Consider the following 16511-nt stretch of genomic DNA (forward strand, 5'->3'; position numbering starts at 1 on the left):
ACCAGGCATCGATGTTCGGACCCACGTTGCGGCTATATTCGCCTTTGAGCACTTCGGGGGCCGCGCAGGCAAATTCGACGTTCTCGATGCCGCGCTTGAGTTCACCGGCAGCGTCTTCCAGGGTTTTGCCGTGCTCTTCGCTGATCAGCTGAGAAATACGGGCCTCGTTCTGCTCCAGCAATTGCTTGAAGCGGAACATCACCTGAGCGCGTTTGGCCGGCGGGGTGTTACGCCAGGCCGGGAAAGCGGCCTTGGCTGAGTCGATGGCCTGTTGCACGGTTTGCTTGCTGGCCAGGGCTACCTTGTGGATCGCCTGGCCGGTAGACGGGTTGAAGACATCAGCGGTGCGCTCGTTAGCAGCGACCAACTCGCCATTGATCAAATGTTGAACAGTGCTCATGCAAAACTCCAGAAAGGGGCTTTATCTGAGCGCGAGCGTACTCGCGCCCTCTTCTTATATAAGGTGTATCGATCAGGCGACCGAGTTGATCGCTTCGCCAACCGCGTCGAACAGGCGGTCCAGTTCCTGCGGCTGGCTGTTGAAGGTTGGGCCGAACTGCAGGGTGTCACCACCAAAGCGCACGTAGAAGCCGGCTTGCCACAGCTTCATGGCAATCTCGTAAGGACGCACGATGGCGTCGCCGTCACGTGCAGCGATCTGGATCGCGCCCGCCAGGCCGTAGTTACGGATGTCGATGATGTTCTTCGCACCCTTGATGCCGTGCAGCACTTTTTCGAAGTGCGGTGCCAGTTCGGCGGCGGCCTGCACCAGGTTTTCCTTCTCCAGCAACTCCAGCGCCGCGATACCAGCAGCACATGCGACCGGGTGCGCCGAGTAGGTATAGCCGTGTGGGAATTCCACGGCGTATTCCGGCGTTGGTTGGTTCATGAAGGTTTGGTAGATCTCGCTGCTGGCAATCACCGCACCCATCGGAATCGCACCGTTGGTGACTTGCTTGGCGATGCACATCAGATCCGGGGTCACACCGAACGCCTCAGCACCGGTCATTGTGCCCATACGGCCGAAGCCGGTGATCACTTCGTCGAAGATCAGCAGGATGTTGTGCTGGTCACAGATTTCACGCAGGCGTTTCAGGTAGCCCTTCGGCGGCGGCAGTACACCGGCGGAGCCGGCCAGCGGCTCAACGATCAAGGCGGCGATGTTCGAGGCGTCATGCAGCTCGATGAGCTTGAGCATTTCATCGGCCAGGGCAATACCGCCCTCTTCCGGCATGCCCTTGGTGAAAGCGTTGCTGGCCAGCAGGGTGTGCGGGATGTGGTCGACGTCCAGCAGTTGGCCGAACAGTTTGCGGTTACCGTTCACGCCACCCAGGCTGGTACCGGCGATGTTCACACCGTGGTAACCACGGGCACGGCCGATCAGTTTGGTCTTGGTGGCCTGGCCTTTCAGGCGCCAGTAGGCACGCACCATCTTCACCGCCGTGTCAGCGCACTCGGAACCGGAGTTGGTGTAGAACACGTGATTGAGGTTGCCTGGCGTCAGCTCGGTGATTTTCTCGGCCAGCTGGAACGACAGCGGGTGGCCGAACTGGAAGGCTGGCGAGTAATCGAGCACGCCCAATTGACGCGATACGGCTTCCTGGATTTGCTTGCGGGTGTGACCGGCACCGCAGGTCCACAGGCCCGACAGCGAATCATAGACCTTGCGGCCCTTGTCGTCGGTCAGGTAGCTACCTTCAGCAGCAACGATCAACCGTGGATCGCGCTGAAAATTGCGGTTAGCGGTATAGGGCATCCAGTGGGCATCCAGCTTGAGCTGGCTGGCCAAACCGACAGGAGCGTTTTCAGGCAGATTCATCGGGCAAGTCCTCGCAAGGCAATTGAGCAGCGATAAGTGTTGTTGCGACTAAGTTGTCATGACGATAAAGTCTGGAAAAGCCAACTTTTCTAATCTTCAGATAGACGAACACTAAACTATGAGCCGACGCCCCGATCCTCTCGCTCAAGTCAGCGATTTTGACATCCGTCTTCTGAAGATCTACCGCAGCGTCGTCGAGTGTGGGGGCTTTTCAGCGGCGGAAAACGTCCTGGGCATTGGCCGCTCGGCTATCAGCCAGCAGATGAGCGATCTGGAGCAACGCCTGGGCTTGCGCTTGTGTCAGCGTGGACGTGCCGGTTTCTCGCTCACCGAGGAAGGCCGCGAGGTGTACCAATCAGCGCTGCAATTGCTCAGTGCACTGGAGAGCTTTCGCACTGAGGTCAACGGCCTGCACCAGCACCTGCGTGGCGAACTGAACATCGGCCTGACCGACAACCTGGTGACCTTGCCGCACATGCGCATTACCCACGCCCTGGCCCAGCTCAAGGATCGTGGCCCGGATGTGCGTATCCAGATCCGCATGATCGCTCCCAGCCAGGTTGAACAAGGCGTGCTCGACGGCAGCCTGCACGTCGGCGTGGTACCGCAGACCAGCCCACTCTCGGGCCTTGAGTACCAGCCGCTGTACAGCGAGCGCTCGTTGCTCTACTGCGCCGTTGGCCATCCGTTGTTTTATGCCGACGACCGCCAGTTGGACGACGATCGCCTCAATACCCAGGACGCCATCGCCCCGACCTTCCGCCTGCCCGCCGATGTCCAGGCGCACTACCAGGCGCTGAACTGCACCGCCAGCGCCTCGGACCGCGAAGGCATGGCCTTTCTGATCCTCACCGGACGCTACATTGGCTACCTGCCGGATCACTACGCCAGCTTCTGGGTGCAACAAGGCCGACTGCGCGCCCTGAAGCCTGCGCAGCGTTTCTATGACCTGAGCCTGTGCTGGGTAACGCGTAAAGGGCGGCGTCCGCATCTGGTTCTGGAGAGTTTTCTGGAGAGCCTGGCAGCTACTCGCTGAAGGCTATTGCTGGTAGGTTAGCCAATCTGAAGTGATACCCATTGCCTTGTCTGGAACCGCCCATGTCCTTTGAAGTCCCTGCGCATCATGTCACCACCCCGGGCAAGCCCGCCGGGCGAATTCGCCAGAAGAATGAGCAAGCCATCATCCAGGCTGCTGAAGACGAGTTCGCCCGCCATGGTTTCAAAGGCACGAGCATGAACACCATCGCCCTCAAGGCCGGGCTGCCGAAGGCGAATCTGCATTACTACTTCACCAATAAACTCAGCCTGTATGTCGCGGTGCTGAGCAACATCATCCAGTTGTGGGACAGCACCTTCAACGCCCTGAGTGTGGATGACGACCCCGCCCAGGCGCTTAGCAGTTACATCCGCAACAAGATGGAGTTCTCCCGGCGCAACCCTCAGGCGTCGCGCATCTTCGCCATGGAAATCATCAGTGGCGGCAAATGCCTGAGCGACTATTTCAGCCAGGACTACCGCGAGTGGTTCAAAGGCCGTGCTGCGGTGTTCCAGACCTGGATCGACGCCGGCAAGATGGACCCGGTCGACCCGGTCCACTTGATCTTTCTGCTGTGGGGCAGCACCCAACACTATGCCGATTTCGCCACCCAGATCTGCCAAGTCACCGGCCGTAGCCGCCTGACCAAACAAGACATGGAAGATGCCAGCAACAATCTTATCCACATCATTCTCAAAGGCTGTGGCCTGAAACTTCCCGACTGAACCTGCGTTTATGCCTTTTACCCTGCTCGACACTTGCGAGTTTCGCGAAGAGATTCGCAAGAGCCGCTTCATTACCCTGGCAGCGCCGATCACCAGCGCCGCCGAGGCCATGAGCTTCATTGAACAACACAGTGACCTTGCAGCCACCCACAATTGCTGGGCCTGGAAGCTCGGCGCGCAGTACCGCAGCAGTGACGACGGTGAACCCGGAGGTACCGCCGGGCGCCCGATCCTCGCGGCCATCGAAGCGCAAGACTGTGACCAGGTGGTGGTACTGGTGATCCGCTGGTACGGCGGTATTCAGCTCGGCACCGGGGGCCTTGCTCGCGCCTACGGTGGCGGTGCCAATAAATGCCTGCAGCAGGCGGAAAAGCGCTTGCTGGTGAGCCGCAGCGAAGTCAGTTGCAGTTGCAGCTTCAGCGAATTGGCGCTGCTCAAGATAAGAGTGGCAGAAGCGGACGGTCTGGTTCTTGAAGAGCACTTCACTGCCAACGGTGTCGATTTGCTGCTGGCCTTGGGTGAAGAACAGATCGAGCCTGTGCAACGCCAGCTGGCGGACCTGAGCCGCGGCCGGATTGTGCTCGAACGGCGCTGAGCATTTGCCCACATTCACTGTGGGCCTGGCTGTGGATAAGCTCTGAGCACTCGCCTGTACGCCTTTATTTGCGCGGCCTCCAGGCAAACGATCATATTTTGATCAAGATTTGATGACAGTCCATCAACCGTCCGAAAATCAGTGAGTTATCCCCATTTATTACCCCTCGAAGGAAGCCTCACGACGCTTATACCCAGCATGTGTGCTTGCTCACAGATACTGTGGAGCAAACTGTGGATAAGCCGTGTAACCCTTCACCAATAGCCTGTTCAGCCACGCTTTGACTAGACTGGTTATTCTTTGATCAACGACCAATCCATTGAAAGGAGCTCATCCATGCCTTCGAACAAAACCGCCCTGATCATTGGTGCTTCACGCGGGCTCGGCCTTGGCCTGGTACAGCGTCTGCAGGAAGATGGCTGGAACATTGTCGCCACCGTCCGCGACCCTGCCAAGGCACCGGCACTGGCGGCGATACCGGGCGTGCAGGTACAAACCCTGGAAATGAACAGCACCGAGCAGCTCGATGCACTGCAAGCACAGCTCACGGGCCAGCGTTTCGACCTGCTGTTCGTCAACGCCGGGGTGATGGGCCCAGGTGACCAGAACGCCGAACGTGTCCAACTGGTTGACGTTGGCGATCTGTTCATGACCAACGCGGTATCACCGATCCGCGTCGCTCAGCGCTTTGCCCCGCAACTGAACGAAAACGGCGTACTGGCGTTCATGAGCTCGATATTGGGCAGCATTGCCATTCCCGACGGCAGCGAGATCTGCCTGTACAAAGCCAGCAAGGCGGCGCTGAACTCGATGATCAACAGCTTCGTCACCTTGCAACAACCGCCGCAGACGGTGCTGGCCATGCACCCGGGCTGGGTGAAAACCGATATGGGCGGCGAAAACGCCGAGATCGATGTGCTCACCAGCACCCGTGGCATGCTTGAACAAATCAAGGCCCACGAAGGCAAAGGCGGCCTGCACTTTATCAACTACAAGGGCGACAGCCTGATCTGGTAAAGCAGCGGGGACGGCATGGGCCAGCCTGCTGAACGCGGGCTGGCCTATTTCGCCAGCACAAACCTGCTCGCATCAAAATCGAACGCTGGCACATACCCAGTGCCCAGCATATGCGGGCATTTCGATGTTACGAAGTCGTTGCTCAACAGATCATGCGTGCTGTCGTATTCCGGCATCGAAATGCCGGTCAGATTCAACAGTGTATGCGACAGCGAAGAAGTGCTTACACGCTGCCCTTCCCGTTCCTTCAACTTTGCAAGCTTGAGCATTTGCTGATCTGAAACATTGCCGGATGCCCAGACAAATGCCGAGACGGCAAGATCATATTCGTTGCCCATGCCATGACCTAACAACTCACGACTGTCATCCAGTAGGTTCTCGCCGTGGTCCGAAGAGTACAGCAAAATCGATGGTCGCCCGTTTGACTTCAAACCTTCAATAAGCGTACTCAACAGCCAGTCCGTGTATAAGACTGCATTGTCATATTCGGCTGTGAGTTTGTCTTTTGCGCTATCGGTCGCCGGTTTGAATTGGTTGAATTCTTCGGGGTAACGCCGCGAATAATCAAAGTGACTGCCTTTGATATGGATGAATATCGCCTGTTTCTCCGTACCTGCTTTTTCAAGTATCCGCTGGTATTCCGGAATCAGTGCACCGTCATAGCTGCGCTCAAAATACTGACGGTGCTGGGCCTCGGCCGCAATCTGCGGAATGATGCCACCAAAACTGTCGACTTCCTGCGACGACAGCCAATAGGTTGCATAGCCGGCGGCCCGGTAGATACCCACCAGGGATTTTGTCGAAGCTATCGCGTCCCAATCCTGGATGTGCTGAAGGCTCAGCATCGAGGGCACGGCAACCGAGGTGTAGGGCGCGGTCGTGCACATGTTGTTGAACTTGAAAATCCCCGTCTGCTTGGCGATGTTGGGCGTAGTGTCCTTGTGGTAGCCGTAAAGCGACCAGTTGTGTGGCCGCGACGACTCACCGATCACAAAGACAATGGTTTCGATGTTGGAGGTATCGGCGATGCTGGTGATAACAACGTCCGACTCCAGACGCTGTTTGACGTGCTTTTTCGACTCCAGGTACAGCGCTGCCGTAAGCCCCATTTGCGACAGATAACCCACGGGCGTGCTTTGATCTTTGGCCACCAGGTCAAGGACCGCACCCTGGGTCAGTGAATTGACCTTCACGGTTTTATAAAAGTACGCGCCATACCCCAGCAGCAAGCCACTGACGGCGAGCAGAAACAGTATTTTGCTCTGATACAACTTACGCTTATACAGCCCTGCCAAGCCAACGCCGTAGCACAGGACAAACACCGCCAGAACGCTGCTGATCGACTGCCAGTAGGTCGATAAAAAATCACTGGCTTCCTTGTAGTTGGTCAGGCCAATAAATAAGTAGGCCGCCGTCAAGCGTGCGCCAAAATTCAGTACCAGAAAAAGGTCGATACTCGCCACCAGATAGAACGGTAACAGCAGCAGATGAACCTTGAACTGGTTAGCTGAAACAAAACGGATTGCCACCAGCCATAACAAAGAAATGGCAATGGTATAAAAAACCAGAAGGTCGATCTTGGAGTACTGATAGCTCACTACCAAGCGAAATAACAGCGGCGACAACAAAAACGACCACAACACTAACGTTGGCCACTCTGCTTTCAACACGCTCAATGAGTTATTGCGAAACGTAAGTAATTTACTCATTTATAATTATTCTCGATAGGTTCCCACCTGCCACCCAAGCGTAGCTTCGATCGATGGGTGCTGCCACAGGGCCATCTGCTACACACAGGCAGCGACGCACAGGCACCACCCGGTCAGCTTTCTCGGCCAGCCGCGGGCAACCTCTGTAGAATGCTGGCAACCGCACCTGATGAGAAACAGACTCTATGTACGACTGGCTTAACGCGCTGCCCAAGGCAGAATTGCACCTGCACCTGGAAGGATCGCTGGAGCCCGAGTTGCTGTTTGCCCTGGCTGAACGCAACAAGATCGCCCTGCCCTGGAACGACGTCGAAGCGCTGCGTTCGGCCTATGCGTTCAACAACCTGCAAGAGTTTCTCGACCTTTATTACCAAGGCGCCGACGTGTTGCGCAGCGAGCAGGACTTCTACGACCTGACCTGGGCCTACCTGTTGCGTTGCAAGGCGCAGAACGTCATTCACACCGAGCCGTTCTTCGACCCGCAAACCCACACCGACCGTGGCATTGCGTTCGAAGTGGTGCTCAATGGCATCAGCCGCGCACTCAAAGATGGCCAGCAGCAACTGGGTATCAGCAGCGGGTTGATCCTAAGCTTCCTGCGTCACCTGAGTGAAGAGGAGGCACACAAGACCCTCGATCAGGCCCTGCCATATCGCGATGCCTTTATCGCCGTTGGCCTGGACAGCTCGGAAATGGGCCATCCCCCGCGCAAGTTCCAGCGCGTCTTCGACCGCGCCCGCAGCGAAGGCTTCCTGACCGTTGCTCATGCTGGCGAGGAAGGCCCGCCCGAGTACATCTGGGAAGCCATCGACCTGCTGAAAATTCAGCGCATCGACCATGGTGTACGCGCCATTGAAGACGAGCGGCTGATGCAACGAATTATCGATGAGCAGATTCCGCTGACCGTCTGCCCGTTGTCCAACACCAAGCTGTGCGTGTTTGATCATATGAGCCAGCACAACATTCTCGACATGCTCGAGCGTGGCGTGAAGGTCACCGTGAACTCGGACGATCCTGCGTACTTCGGCGGCTATGTGACAGAAAACTTCCATGCCCTGCACACTCACCTGGGCATGACCGAGGATCAGGCACGGCGGTTGGCGCAAAACAGCCTGGATGCGCGCTTGATCAAGCCCTGACACTCTGCCCCATCGCGTGGCAAGCCTGCTCCAGCAGCAAGCGGGCTTGCCATTGGCTGCTAACTCACCGATTTCAACGCCATCGGGTAAGCAATCCGGTTGATCTGGTGCAAGCCTGCTGCATTGATGTGAAGCCTGCGTGAGGTTTCACTTTCGCGGATCCAGCCAGACTGCATGAACAGTTTCAGCAAACTGCTGCCCAAGGCGCCGCCAAGATGGGGTCGATGGTCACTCCACTCGCTGCAGCAGCGGCAACTGGTGAAACTTTTGCCTTGATGGCGGGCCAGGGATTCAATGAAGATGCCATAGCGGGCCAACTGCGCCCGACCTTCATGGGTTGCCTCGATCTGCTGATCCGTACCCTCCAGCCAACCGGCGTCGAACAGGCGCTGATACAGATCCGCCGCCAACTCACCGCCCAGATGATCACCACATAGCCGTGCACGACGCATCGACAATGGAATGCCATCATTGACGCCGGGCGCCTGCGCTTCCCGGGTAATGACCCGGACACTGGCCAAGGCTTCGACCGCTGCGCCCACTTCAGGCCCCGCCAGCCGGAAATAACGTTTCCTTCCGCGCGGCTCCAATTTGAGCAAACCACTGGCCGACAACTTTGCTAAATGGGCACAGGCCGAAGAGGGCGTCAGGCCTGCCATGTCTGCCAGTTCATCAGAAGGCCGCGCCACACCGTCGATCAAGGCCCAGAGCATTGCACTGCGTTTTGGGTCCGCCAGCAAGCTGGCGATCTGGCTGATACTTGTTACTGGTTTCATATCTCAAACTCCCTGCGAGATCACATCTGAAATCGATTGATTAACCATGCCAGCAGCAGTCACTGCGAGGTCCCCGATGCCAGAGCGGCTCAACTAGAAGTTGTGGTGTTACTACACCAGCAGCCAGCCCGTTCTACAGACGGATAAGTTAAGCGTGAGCGCTATACTTTCCGGCCTTTGCCAGGGAGACTTATCTCACTAAAAGTGACTGCGCGAATCATTATAAGCCGCCTCAAAGGCACTGTTTCCCGGTTCCGGCAAGACTACCCGGGTAAAATAGCGCTGCTCTGCCAAACCATAGGCACACCGCCTTCGACAGGCTCACAGGTTAATTTTCGATACAGGTGTTGAAGAAGCGCTTTCCATGCCTGCCCGTTTCAACTTTCAAATCAAAAACTATAAAAAAACCAGACATTAAGCCTACGGTTCATGTATTCAAAAGCTACAAATAAATAGGCAAGTTCTGTAATACCAAAAAGCACCTCAGTGGCTCAGGCCTGCCAATTGTTCGATCAACAGCTGGCAACGCTGCTTGAGTACAGTGCGCAGCAACTGCACTGGCTTACCCAACTGCGCCCGATGCGTGCACATCAGGTTCAACGGCGCAGGCTCGCCCTCCAACTGCTGCAACAGCACCTTCAAGTGCCCAGCCTGCACATCGAACGCCACGTCCAACCAGGACTTGTAAGCGATGCCATAACCTGCAAGTGCCCAACGCCGCACTACATCGGCGTCGTCACAGAATCGATCACCGGTGACAGTGACACCGACCTGTGCGGCCCCCCGCCCAAATCGCCAATGATCGTGAACACGGCTGCCCAACTGATAAAGCAAGCAATTGTGCTGAGCCAGGTGCGCGACGCTCGCGGGCTCACCATGGCGAGCCAAATAATCCGGGGAAGCACATAACACCCGCCGATTTTCCAGGCACACAGGCAGCGCCACCAGGCTTGAGTCTTCTGGTGAGCCATAACGCAGGGCAATGTCTGCGGGCTGACGAAACAAATCGGCATTGCGGTCGCCCAGTAACAAACGCACCGACAGCTTCGGGTGTTCGCGTTGCAATTCATCCAGCCAGGGCAACAGCACATTGCGGCCGAAGTCTGACGGCGCAGACAACTGCAGAACGCCACTGACCTCATCCTGCCCGCGCGCCAGTTCCCGCTGCCCTTCCTCCAGGCTGGCCAACGCACGGCGAGCGTGCGACAGAAAGCCTTCGCCCTCGGCGGTAAGGCGCAGGTTGCGGGTAGAGCGCGCCAGCAAGCGTGTACCCAGTTGTTGTTCCAGGCGTTTGAGGGCCGCACTGGCGACCGCTGGGGACAGGTCGAGCAGCCGCGCGGCGGCGGACAAGCTGCCCAGTTCTGCAGTACGCACGAACAGCTGCAAGTCATCGAATCGCACAGCGTCGCCCTCAATTATCAATAAATTATTGAAAGTATCTGTGCTTCTTGCGGCTTTTAACAGTAAGTGAAAGCGCTAATCATGACGCCCAACGCTCTCCCCTTCAGGACACACTTGATGAAAGCCATTGCCTACTACCAGTCCCTGCCCATTTCTGACCCGGCCGCGCTGCAAGATATTGAGCTACCCGCACCTGAGCCGGGACCACGGGACCTGCTTGTCGAAGTACGGGCCATCTCCGTCAACCCGGTCGACACCAAGGTGCGCCAGAACGTGCAGCCGCAGGACGGTGAAGCCAAGGTGCTGGGCTGGGATGTGGCCGGTGTGGTCACGGCGGTAGGCAGTGAAGTCAGCCTGTTTCAGCCAGGCGACAAGGTCTATTACGCAGGCTCTATCGCCCGCGCTGGCGGCAATAGTGAGCTGCATGTAGTCGATGAACGCATCGTCGGCCACATGCCCAAAACCCTGAGTTTTGCCCAAGCAGCAGCTTTGCCGCTGACCGCCATCACCGCCTGGGAGCTGCTGTTCGAGCGCCTGCAGGTAGCGCAAGGGCAAGACGACCTGGGCCAGCGCCTGTTGATCGTCGGCGCCGCCGGTGGAGTCGGCTCGATTCTTACCCAACTGGCCAGCCAATTGACCGGCCTCACTGTGATTGGCAGCGCTTCGCGCCCGCAGACTCAAGCCTGGGTGACTGAGCTGGGCGCGGACCTGGTGGTCGACCACCGCAAGCCGCTTGCCGAAGCGCTCAAGGCGCAAGGTATCGAGCATGTGACCCATGTCGCCAGCCTGACCCAGACTGACCAGCATCTGCCACAACTGGTCGAGGCCCTGGCCCCGCAAGGCAAACTGGCGCTGATCGACGACCCCAAGCAACTGGACGTCGGCTTGCTCAAACGCAAGAGCCTGTCGCTGCACTGGGAGTTCATGTACACCCGCTCGCTGTTCGAAACCGCCGACATGATCGAGCAGCACAACCTGCTCAATCGGGTGGCCGAACTGATCGACGCCGGCACGCTGAAGACCACCCTGGGCGAGCACTACGGCACCATCAATGCGGCCAACCTGCGGCGCGCGCACGCCCTGCTTGAAAGCGGTGCGGCCAAGGGCAAGATCGTCCTCGAAGGCTTCTGACGCCATACGCCCACCCCGCTGAAGGGGTGGGCACGACCGTCAGTCCGACAACTGATCCAGGTCATTTCCCTGCGGTGGGGCAGCGCTACAATTCTTCAGCCAACGCTAACCGCAGGTATGCCACGATGATCATTCAAGTCAGTGCATCAAGCCAGAAGCCCGGATGCCCCTGGCAAGTTCGCCTGGACCAGCAGGTAGTGAGCTTTCGCAGCGAGGCCGAAGCCCGTGCCTTCGTCACCACCTTGCAGGCCCGGCTACAGGCGCCTCATCCGCTCAAACGGGTCGGCTGAACTGTAAGCGACGAGTCAGCATTGCCATCGCTACCGCCGCCAATCCACACAAGCTGATGACCATGGCCATCGGCATGGCGCTGCCATCGTGCAGTACACCAACCAACGCCGCAGCACCAGCAGCAACGCTGAACTGCAAGCAGCCGAGCAATGCCGAAGCACTCCCGGCCCGTGCGCCTTGCCCATTCATGGCGCACGCCGAAGCGTTGGGGATGATGCAGCCCAAACTGGCGATACAGATGAACAGCGGAATCAGCAGCGGCCAGAGCTTGGCCGGGTGCAGGGCGCTGACTGCCAGCAGGGTCAAGCCCGCCGCCAAGTACACCCACACCGCCCGAGCCAGCAGAAAGGACGGCCCACGTTTGGCCAGCAGCCGCGCATTGATCTGCGCGACCAGAATGAAGCCGGCGGCATTGCTACCGAACAGCCAGCCATAGTGCTCGGCCGGTACGCCATAGAGTTTGATAAAGACGAACGGCGAGCCGGCGATGTAGGAAAACATCCCGGCAATCGCAATCCCGCCCGTCAGGGCATGGCCAATGAACACCCGATCCTTGAGCAAGCGTCCGTACTGGCGCAAGGCACCGGAGAGCGGTTGGCGTGGTTGATTGGCCGGTAGGCTTTCCGGCAGACCGATGGCTACCGCCACGGTGCACGCGGCACTGAACAGCGTCAGGGCAACAAAGATCGACTGCCAGCCGTAAGCGTTGACCAACACCCCACCAAGCATCGGCGCCAGAATCGGCGCCAGGCCCATCACCAGCACCAATTGGGAAAACACCTTGGCCGAAGCGATCGCATCGCATTTGTCACTGACGATGGCCCGCGACAGCACCATCCCGGCACAACCGCCCAAGGCCTGAACGAAGCGCGCCGCAATCAGGGTTTCCAGGTTGGGGGCAAAGGCACAGGCCAACGACGCCAGGGTAAACAGGCACACACCGAACAGCAGCGGGATCCTGCGGCCAAAACGGTCGGCCACCGGTCCATAGGCCAGTTGCCCGATGGACAAGCCCAGAAAGTACGCGGCCAGGGTGGTCTGGATGTGTTTTTCGTCAGTGCCAAAGGCCAGCGCCATCGCCGGAAAGCCTGGCAGGTAGAAGTCGATTGCCAAGGGCCCGAACGCACTCAGGGCTCCCAGAATCAGGATGGTTCGCAGGTTCATCGGAAATCCATAGCAAGCTAAGCAAGTCTGCTAGTGTAACCGCCCTGCCGGGATTGCGCTGTGAAGAGTTAGGCCCGCGCCGCGAATCTTTCGTTCGCCGTACGGGCCTGCGGGGCTCAGACGGCTTCGGCCTGATAACCTTCCTCGCGGATCAGTTCAAGAATCTGCGGGGCTTTCAGCAAGCTTTCTACTTTCACTTGCTTTTGCGCCAGGTCGACTTCAACCACGGCAGCGGCATCTTGAGCTTGAACAGCGCGAGTTACGGCCTTGACGCAGTGGCCGCAGGTCATTCCTTGAACAGTGAACACTTGCATGGGAACTACCTCCTGTGGGTTTTGACGCAGTTTCAAGCTTGCCACCGGGGTAAGGTCAAGTTCCTCTGTACGCTGCCGGGCTGGAAATCGTCGGCCGGGTCGGCCAAGCTGCGAACCTGACGATTGACGATGCAGGAGTTTCATTTCATGCGCAGGGCAGCTTTCGGCCTTTTCGGCCTGCTGGGTATTTTCGGCATGCTTAATCAAGCCAGCGCCGCCGGGCCCACCGACTACAGCATTCTGATCATCTCGCGCGAGCGCCTGGAAGTGGCGACGTCCTGTGAGATTGGCGTGTACATCAACGATCAACTGGCCGGTCGCCTGTTTCAGGAACAGTCCACTTCATTCAATCTGCCCCCGGGTGACCTCGATGTGCGCCTGCGCTACTTGCCCGGCCAGGCACAGGGTTGCCAACCAGGGATCGAGAATCAGCGCAGCAACCGCTTGCGACTACAGGCTGGGCAGATCAATAAATACCGGATTGCAGTCGATCAAAATGGCCTCACATTGATTAGAGCTGGCCTGGGGTATTGACCTTCCCCGCGTGGCAAGGTTGATGCTGATGGCCTGTCCAAGGAGGAGTGCTCATGTCTGCATCTACCACTTTCGATCTGCCGATTGCCGGCATGACCTGCGCCAGCTGTGCTGGCCGGGTCGAACGGGCGCTGCGTAAAGTCAGCGGCGCCGAACAAGTCAGCGTCAACCTCGCCACTGAACAGGCGCGGATTCAAGCACCGGCCGATAGCTTGCCGGAGCTGGTCAAGGCCGTCGAACAAGCCGGCTACCACGTGCCGAGCCAGACCCTCGAGCTGCAAATTGGCGGCATGACCTGTGCGTCCTGCGCTGGCAGGGTCGAACGAGCCCTGGCCAAAGTGCCTGGGGTACAACAGGTCAGCGTCAACCTGGCCAACGAGCGTGCGCACATTCAGGTGCTGGGCCAGCTCGACAGCGCACTGCTGATCGACGCGGTCACTCACGCGGGCTATTCCGCCACCTTGCCGAAAAGCACCCACGACAACCAGGCCGATGCCGAACGCCGCCTGCGCAAGGAGCGCTGGTCGGTTGCCCTCGCGGTACTGCTGGCGCTGCCACTGGTGTTACCGATGGTACTGCAACCCTTCGGCATTCACTGGATGTTGCCGGCCTGGGCGCAATTCGTCCTGGCCACGCCGGTACAGTTCATTCTCGGTGCGCGTTTCTACGTCGCGGCCTGGAAAGCCGTGCGCGCCGGCGCTGGCAACATGGATTTGCTGGTCGCCATCGGCACCAGCGCGGGTTACGGCTTGAGCATCTACCAATGGGCCCAGGCCAGCCCCGGAGAAATGCCACACCTGTACTTTGAAGCGTCCGCCGTGGTGATTGCCCTGATTCTGCTGGGCAAATACCTGGAAAGCCGAGCCAAGCGCCAGACCGCCAGCGCCATCCGCGCACTGGAAGCCCTGCGTCCGGAACGCGCGCTGCTGCTGGTGGATAACCAGGAGCGCGACGTGGCGATCAGCGAACTGCGCCTGCGCGACATCGTCGTGGTAAAACCCGGCGAGCGCTTCCCGGTAGACGGTGAAGTGATCGAAGGCCAGAGTCACGCCGACGAAGCCTTGATCAGCGGCGAAAGCCTGCCGGTGCCGAAACAACCCGGTGACAAAGTCACCGGTGGTGCAATCAACGGTGAAGGCCGCCTGCTGGTGCGTACCCTGGCATTGGGTACCGAAACGGTACTGGCGCGCATCATCCGCCTGGTGGAAGACGCCCAGGCAGCCAAGGCCCCGATCCAGAAGCTGGTAGACCGTGTCAGCCAGGTGTTCGTCCCGGCGGTGCTGGTGCTGGCGCTGATCACCGTGGTGGGCTGGTGGTTGGCCGGTGCCCCGCTTGAGACCGCACTGATCAACGCCGTGGCTGTACTGGTAATTGCCTGCCCTTGCGCCCTAGGCCTGGCCACGCCAACGGCGATCATGGCCGGTACCGGCGTCGCCGCCCGCCACGGCATTCTGATCAAAGATGCCGAAGCGCTGGAACGTGCCCATGACGTCAACCGGGTGGTGTTCGACAAGACCGGCACCCTGACCTCCGGCAGCCCACGCATTGTCCACAGCAAAGCTGCTGTCGGCGAACCGGCGCAATTGCTGCAACTGGCCGGCGCCCTGCAACGTGGCAGTGAGCACCCGTTAGCCAAGGCGGTACTGGACGCTTGTGCAGAGCAAGGCCTGGTGGTTGCCGATATCAGCAACAGTCAGTCACTGACCGGACGCGGCATCGCCGGCAGCCTGGACGGCCGCGAACTGGCCTTGGGCAACCGCCGCATGCTCGACGAGAGTGGCCTGCAACCTGAAGGTCTGGCGGTGTATGCCAAGGAATGGGAAGCCGAAGGCCGGACCCTGTCGTGGTTGATCGAACGCAGCCCGCAGTTGCGCGTGCTGGGCCTGTTCGCCTTCGGTGACAGCCTCAAGGCCGGTGCTGGCCAGGCTGTTCGGCAACTGGCCGACAAGGGCATCAGCAGCCACCTGCTGACCGGCGACAACCGCGGCAGCGCTACGGTCGTCGCGCAAGCCCTGGGCATCGCCGACGTACACGCCGAAGTACTGCCGGGCGACAAAGCGGCAAAAGTGGCCGAGCTCAAGCAGTCGGGTGTGGTTGCGATGGTCGGCGACGGGATCAACGATGCCCCTGCCCTGGCGGCTGCCGATATCGGTATCGCCATGGGTGGCGGCACGGATGTGGCGATGCAGGCGGCCGGTATCACCCTGATGCGTGGCGACCCGCGCCTGGTGCCCGCAGCGCTGGAGATCAGCCGCAAAACCTATTCGAAGATTCGCCAAAACCTGTTTTGGGCCTTTATCTACAACCTGATCGGGATTCCACTGGCTGCCTTCGGCATGCTCAACCCGGTGCTGGCTGGTGCCGCGATGGCACTGTCCAGTGTCAGCGTGGTCAGCAACGCGCTGTTGCTGAAAACCTGGAAACCCGAAACGCCACCACAGGAAGACGTGCAATGAACATCGGCCAAGCTGCTCGCCGCTCCGGGCTGAGCGCCAAGATGATCCGCTACTACGAGTCGATCGGCCTGCTTAAACCGGCGCTGCGCAGCGACAGTGGTTATCGCTTGTATCAGCAGGAAGACTTGCACAGCCTGGCGTTCATCAAGCGCTCGCGCGACCTGGGCTTTTCACTGGAGGAAGTCGCCCGCCTGCTGACCCTGTGGCAGGACCGCCAGCGCGCCAGTGCCGACGTCAAGGCCTTGGCCAGTCAGCATATCGATGACCTCAACCGGCGCATCGAAGAGCTGGTCAGCCTGCGCGACACCCTCAGCGAACTGGTCGCCCATTGTCAGGGTGACGACCGCCCCGACTGCCCGATCCTCAAGGACCTGGCAGCCGGCAGCAGTTGCTGTCACTGACGG

The 16511-nt window shown here is 59.1% G+C and carries 17 protein-coding genes (1 of these 17 running past the window's edge); 10 read left to right on the forward strand and 7 right to left on the reverse strand.

The features are described 5' to 3' along the window. Together ACVWSC_RS25625 and aptA are read right to left on the reverse strand one after the other, a co-directional pair. Positions 1-400, reverse strand: the 5' end (the start) of a protein-coding gene (locus ACVWSC_RS25625) for a CoA-acylating methylmalonate-semialdehyde dehydrogenase (protein ID WP_442109965.1). 1094 nt of this gene lie to the left of the window's left edge; the window shows 400 of its 1494 coding nt (coding positions 1-400); its start codon is at positions 398-400; its stop codon lies off the left edge, out of view. 72 nt (positions 401-472) lie between these two features. Further along, entirely contained in the window at positions 473-1819 is a 1347-nt protein-coding gene (gene aptA, locus ACVWSC_RS25630; protein ID WP_442109967.1) for an omega-aminotransferase AptA, read from the reverse strand. A gap of 118 nt (positions 1820-1937) precedes the next feature. Here aptA and ACVWSC_RS25635 point away from each other — a divergent pair, with 118 nt between their 5' ends. The 4 genes from ACVWSC_RS25635 to ACVWSC_RS25650 all read left to right on the forward strand — a co-directional run bounded on the left by ACVWSC_RS25635 (position 1938) and on the right by ACVWSC_RS25650 (position 5192). Next, positions 1938-2855: a LysR family transcriptional regulator gene (locus tag ACVWSC_RS25635; protein WP_133216596.1), complete on the forward strand. Its 918-nt coding sequence runs from the start codon at positions 1938-1940 to the stop codon at positions 2853-2855. 62 nt (positions 2856-2917) lie between these two features. Next, complete coding sequence (locus tag ACVWSC_RS25640) at positions 2918-3580, forward strand: TetR/AcrR family transcriptional regulator (protein ID WP_442109969.1); 663 nt, start codon at positions 2918-2920, stop codon at positions 3578-3580. 10 nt (positions 3581-3590) lie between these two features. Beyond that, the gene (locus tag ACVWSC_RS25645; RefSeq protein ID WP_442109971.1) at positions 3591-4175 is read left to right on the forward strand and encodes an IMPACT family protein; all 585 of its coding nucleotides are present in this window, start codon (positions 3591-3593) and stop codon (positions 4173-4175) included. A 336-nt stretch (positions 4176-4511) separates the two neighbouring features. After that, positions 4512-5192 carry an SDR family oxidoreductase gene (locus ACVWSC_RS25650; RefSeq protein ID WP_442109973.1) on the forward strand — a complete coding sequence of 227 codons (681 nt, stop codon included), beginning with the start codon at positions 4512-4514 and terminating at the stop codon, positions 5190-5192. A 44-nt stretch (positions 5193-5236) separates the two neighbouring features. Here ACVWSC_RS25650 and ACVWSC_RS25655 read toward each other — a convergent pair whose 3' ends face one another. Further along, positions 5237-6901 (reverse strand): phosphoethanolamine transferase, encoded by a 1665-nt coding sequence (locus ACVWSC_RS25655; protein WP_442109975.1) that lies wholly within the window; start codon positions 6899-6901, stop codon positions 5237-5239. 185 nt (positions 6902-7086) lie between these two features. On the opposite strand from ACVWSC_RS25655, the gene ACVWSC_RS25660 reads away from it, so the two are divergent. Next, positions 7087-8040: an adenosine deaminase gene (locus ACVWSC_RS25660; RefSeq protein ID WP_442109977.1), complete on the forward strand. Its 954-nt coding sequence runs from the start codon at positions 7087-7089 to the stop codon at positions 8038-8040. A 59-nt stretch (positions 8041-8099) separates the two neighbouring features. On the opposite strand, the gene ACVWSC_RS25665 is transcribed toward ACVWSC_RS25660, so the two are convergent. Together ACVWSC_RS25665 and ACVWSC_RS25670 are read right to left on the reverse strand one after the other, a co-directional pair. Further along, the gene (locus tag ACVWSC_RS25665) at positions 8100-8816 is read right to left on the reverse strand and encodes an ArsR/SmtB family transcription factor (protein ID WP_442109979.1); all 717 of its coding nucleotides are present in this window, start codon (positions 8814-8816) and stop codon (positions 8100-8102) included. 483 nt (positions 8817-9299) lie between these two features. Beyond that, a complete protein-coding gene (locus ACVWSC_RS25670) occupies positions 9300-10217 on the reverse strand; it encodes a LysR family transcriptional regulator (RefSeq protein ID WP_442109981.1) in 918 nt (305 codons plus the stop codon). A 117-nt stretch (positions 10218-10334) separates the two neighbouring features. On the opposite strand from ACVWSC_RS25670, the gene ACVWSC_RS25675 reads away from it, so the two are divergent. Both ACVWSC_RS25675 and ACVWSC_RS25680 read left to right on the forward strand, forming a co-directional pair. Then, positions 10335-11348, forward strand: coding sequence for a zinc-binding alcohol dehydrogenase family protein (locus ACVWSC_RS25675; protein WP_442109983.1), 1014 nt, complete (start codon positions 10335-10337; stop codon positions 11346-11348). A gap of 125 nt (positions 11349-11473) precedes the next feature. Then, complete coding sequence (locus tag ACVWSC_RS25680; RefSeq protein ID WP_442109985.1) at positions 11474-11638, forward strand: hypothetical protein; 165 nt, start codon at positions 11474-11476, stop codon at positions 11636-11638. On the opposite strand, the gene ACVWSC_RS25685 is transcribed toward ACVWSC_RS25680, so the two are convergent. Further along, positions 11622-12803, reverse strand: a complete 1182-nt coding sequence (locus ACVWSC_RS25685) for a multidrug effflux MFS transporter (RefSeq protein WP_442109986.1) — start codon at positions 12801-12803, stop codon at positions 11622-11624. The genes ACVWSC_RS25680 and ACVWSC_RS25685 overlap by 17 nt on opposite strands. A gap of 116 nt (positions 12804-12919) precedes the next feature. Beyond that, positions 12920-13117, reverse strand: a complete 198-nt coding sequence (locus tag ACVWSC_RS25690) for a heavy-metal-associated domain-containing protein (RefSeq protein WP_442109988.1) — start codon at positions 13115-13117, stop codon at positions 12920-12922. Between the two features lie 147 nt (positions 13118-13264). Here ACVWSC_RS25690 and ACVWSC_RS25695 point away from each other — a divergent pair, with 147 nt between their 5' ends. The 3 genes from ACVWSC_RS25695 to cueR are packed head-to-tail and all read left to right on the forward strand — an operon-like array spanning position 13265 to position 16508. Further along, on the forward strand, positions 13265-13651 hold the full coding sequence (locus ACVWSC_RS25695; RefSeq protein ID WP_442109990.1) for a hypothetical protein: 387 nt from the start codon (positions 13265-13267) through the stop codon (positions 13649-13651). A 53-nt stretch (positions 13652-13704) separates the two neighbouring features. Further along, the gene (locus ACVWSC_RS25700) at positions 13705-16107 is read left to right on the forward strand and encodes a heavy metal translocating P-type ATPase (RefSeq protein ID WP_442109992.1); all 2403 of its coding nucleotides are present in this window, start codon (positions 13705-13707) and stop codon (positions 16105-16107) included. Further along, positions 16104-16508: a Cu(I)-responsive transcriptional regulator gene (gene cueR, locus ACVWSC_RS25705; RefSeq protein WP_442109994.1), complete on the forward strand. Its 405-nt coding sequence runs from the start codon at positions 16104-16106 to the stop codon at positions 16506-16508. The genes ACVWSC_RS25700 and cueR overlap by 4 nt, the downstream gene beginning before the upstream one ends. The last annotated feature ends 3 nt before the right edge of the window (positions 16509-16511 follow it).

The sequence above is a fragment of the Pseudomonas sp. NUPR-002 genome, assembly GCF_056322725.1.

Excerpts from the sequence above, each read along its gene's own strand:
- aptA (WP_442109967.1), bottom strand. The coding sequence starts at position 1,819 with ATGAATCTGCCTGAAAACGCTCCTGTCGGTTTGGCCAGCCAGCTCAAG.
- ACVWSC_RS25635 (WP_133216596.1), top strand. The coding sequence starts at position 1,938 with ATGAGCCGACGCCCCGATCCTCTCGCTCAAGTCAGCGATTTTGACATC.
- ACVWSC_RS25640 (WP_442109969.1), top strand. The coding sequence starts at position 2,918 with ATGTCCTTTGAAGTCCCTGCGCATCATGTCACCACCCCGGGCAAGCCC.
- ACVWSC_RS25645 (WP_442109971.1), top strand. The coding sequence starts at position 3,591 with ATGCCTTTTACCCTGCTCGACACTTGCGAGTTTCGCGAAGAGATTCGC.
- ACVWSC_RS25650 (WP_442109973.1), top strand. The coding sequence starts at position 4,512 with ATGCCTTCGAACAAAACCGCCCTGATCATTGGTGCTTCACGCGGGCTC.
- ACVWSC_RS25655 (WP_442109975.1), bottom strand. The coding sequence starts at position 6,901 with ATGAGTAAATTACTTACGTTTCGCAATAACTCATTGAGCGTGTTGAAA.
- ACVWSC_RS25660 (WP_442109977.1), top strand. The coding sequence starts at position 7,087 with ATGTACGACTGGCTTAACGCGCTGCCCAAGGCAGAATTGCACCTGCAC.
- ACVWSC_RS25665 (WP_442109979.1), bottom strand. The coding sequence starts at position 8,816 with ATGAAACCAGTAACAAGTATCAGCCAGATCGCCAGCTTGCTGGCGGAC.
- ACVWSC_RS25675 (WP_442109983.1), top strand. The coding sequence starts at position 10,335 with ATGAAAGCCATTGCCTACTACCAGTCCCTGCCCATTTCTGACCCGGCC.
- ACVWSC_RS25680 (WP_442109985.1), top strand. The coding sequence starts at position 11,474 with ATGATCATTCAAGTCAGTGCATCAAGCCAGAAGCCCGGATGCCCCTGG.
- ACVWSC_RS25685 (WP_442109986.1), bottom strand. The coding sequence starts at position 12,803 with ATGAACCTGCGAACCATCCTGATTCTGGGAGCCCTGAGTGCGTTCGGG.
- ACVWSC_RS25690 (WP_442109988.1), bottom strand. The coding sequence starts at position 13,117 with ATGCAAGTGTTCACTGTTCAAGGAATGACCTGCGGCCACTGCGTCAAG.
- ACVWSC_RS25695 (WP_442109990.1), top strand. The coding sequence starts at position 13,265 with ATGCGCAGGGCAGCTTTCGGCCTTTTCGGCCTGCTGGGTATTTTCGGC.
- ACVWSC_RS25700 (WP_442109992.1), top strand. The coding sequence starts at position 13,705 with ATGTCTGCATCTACCACTTTCGATCTGCCGATTGCCGGCATGACCTGC.
- cueR (WP_442109994.1), top strand. The coding sequence starts at position 16,104 with ATGAACATCGGCCAAGCTGCTCGCCGCTCCGGGCTGAGCGCCAAGATG.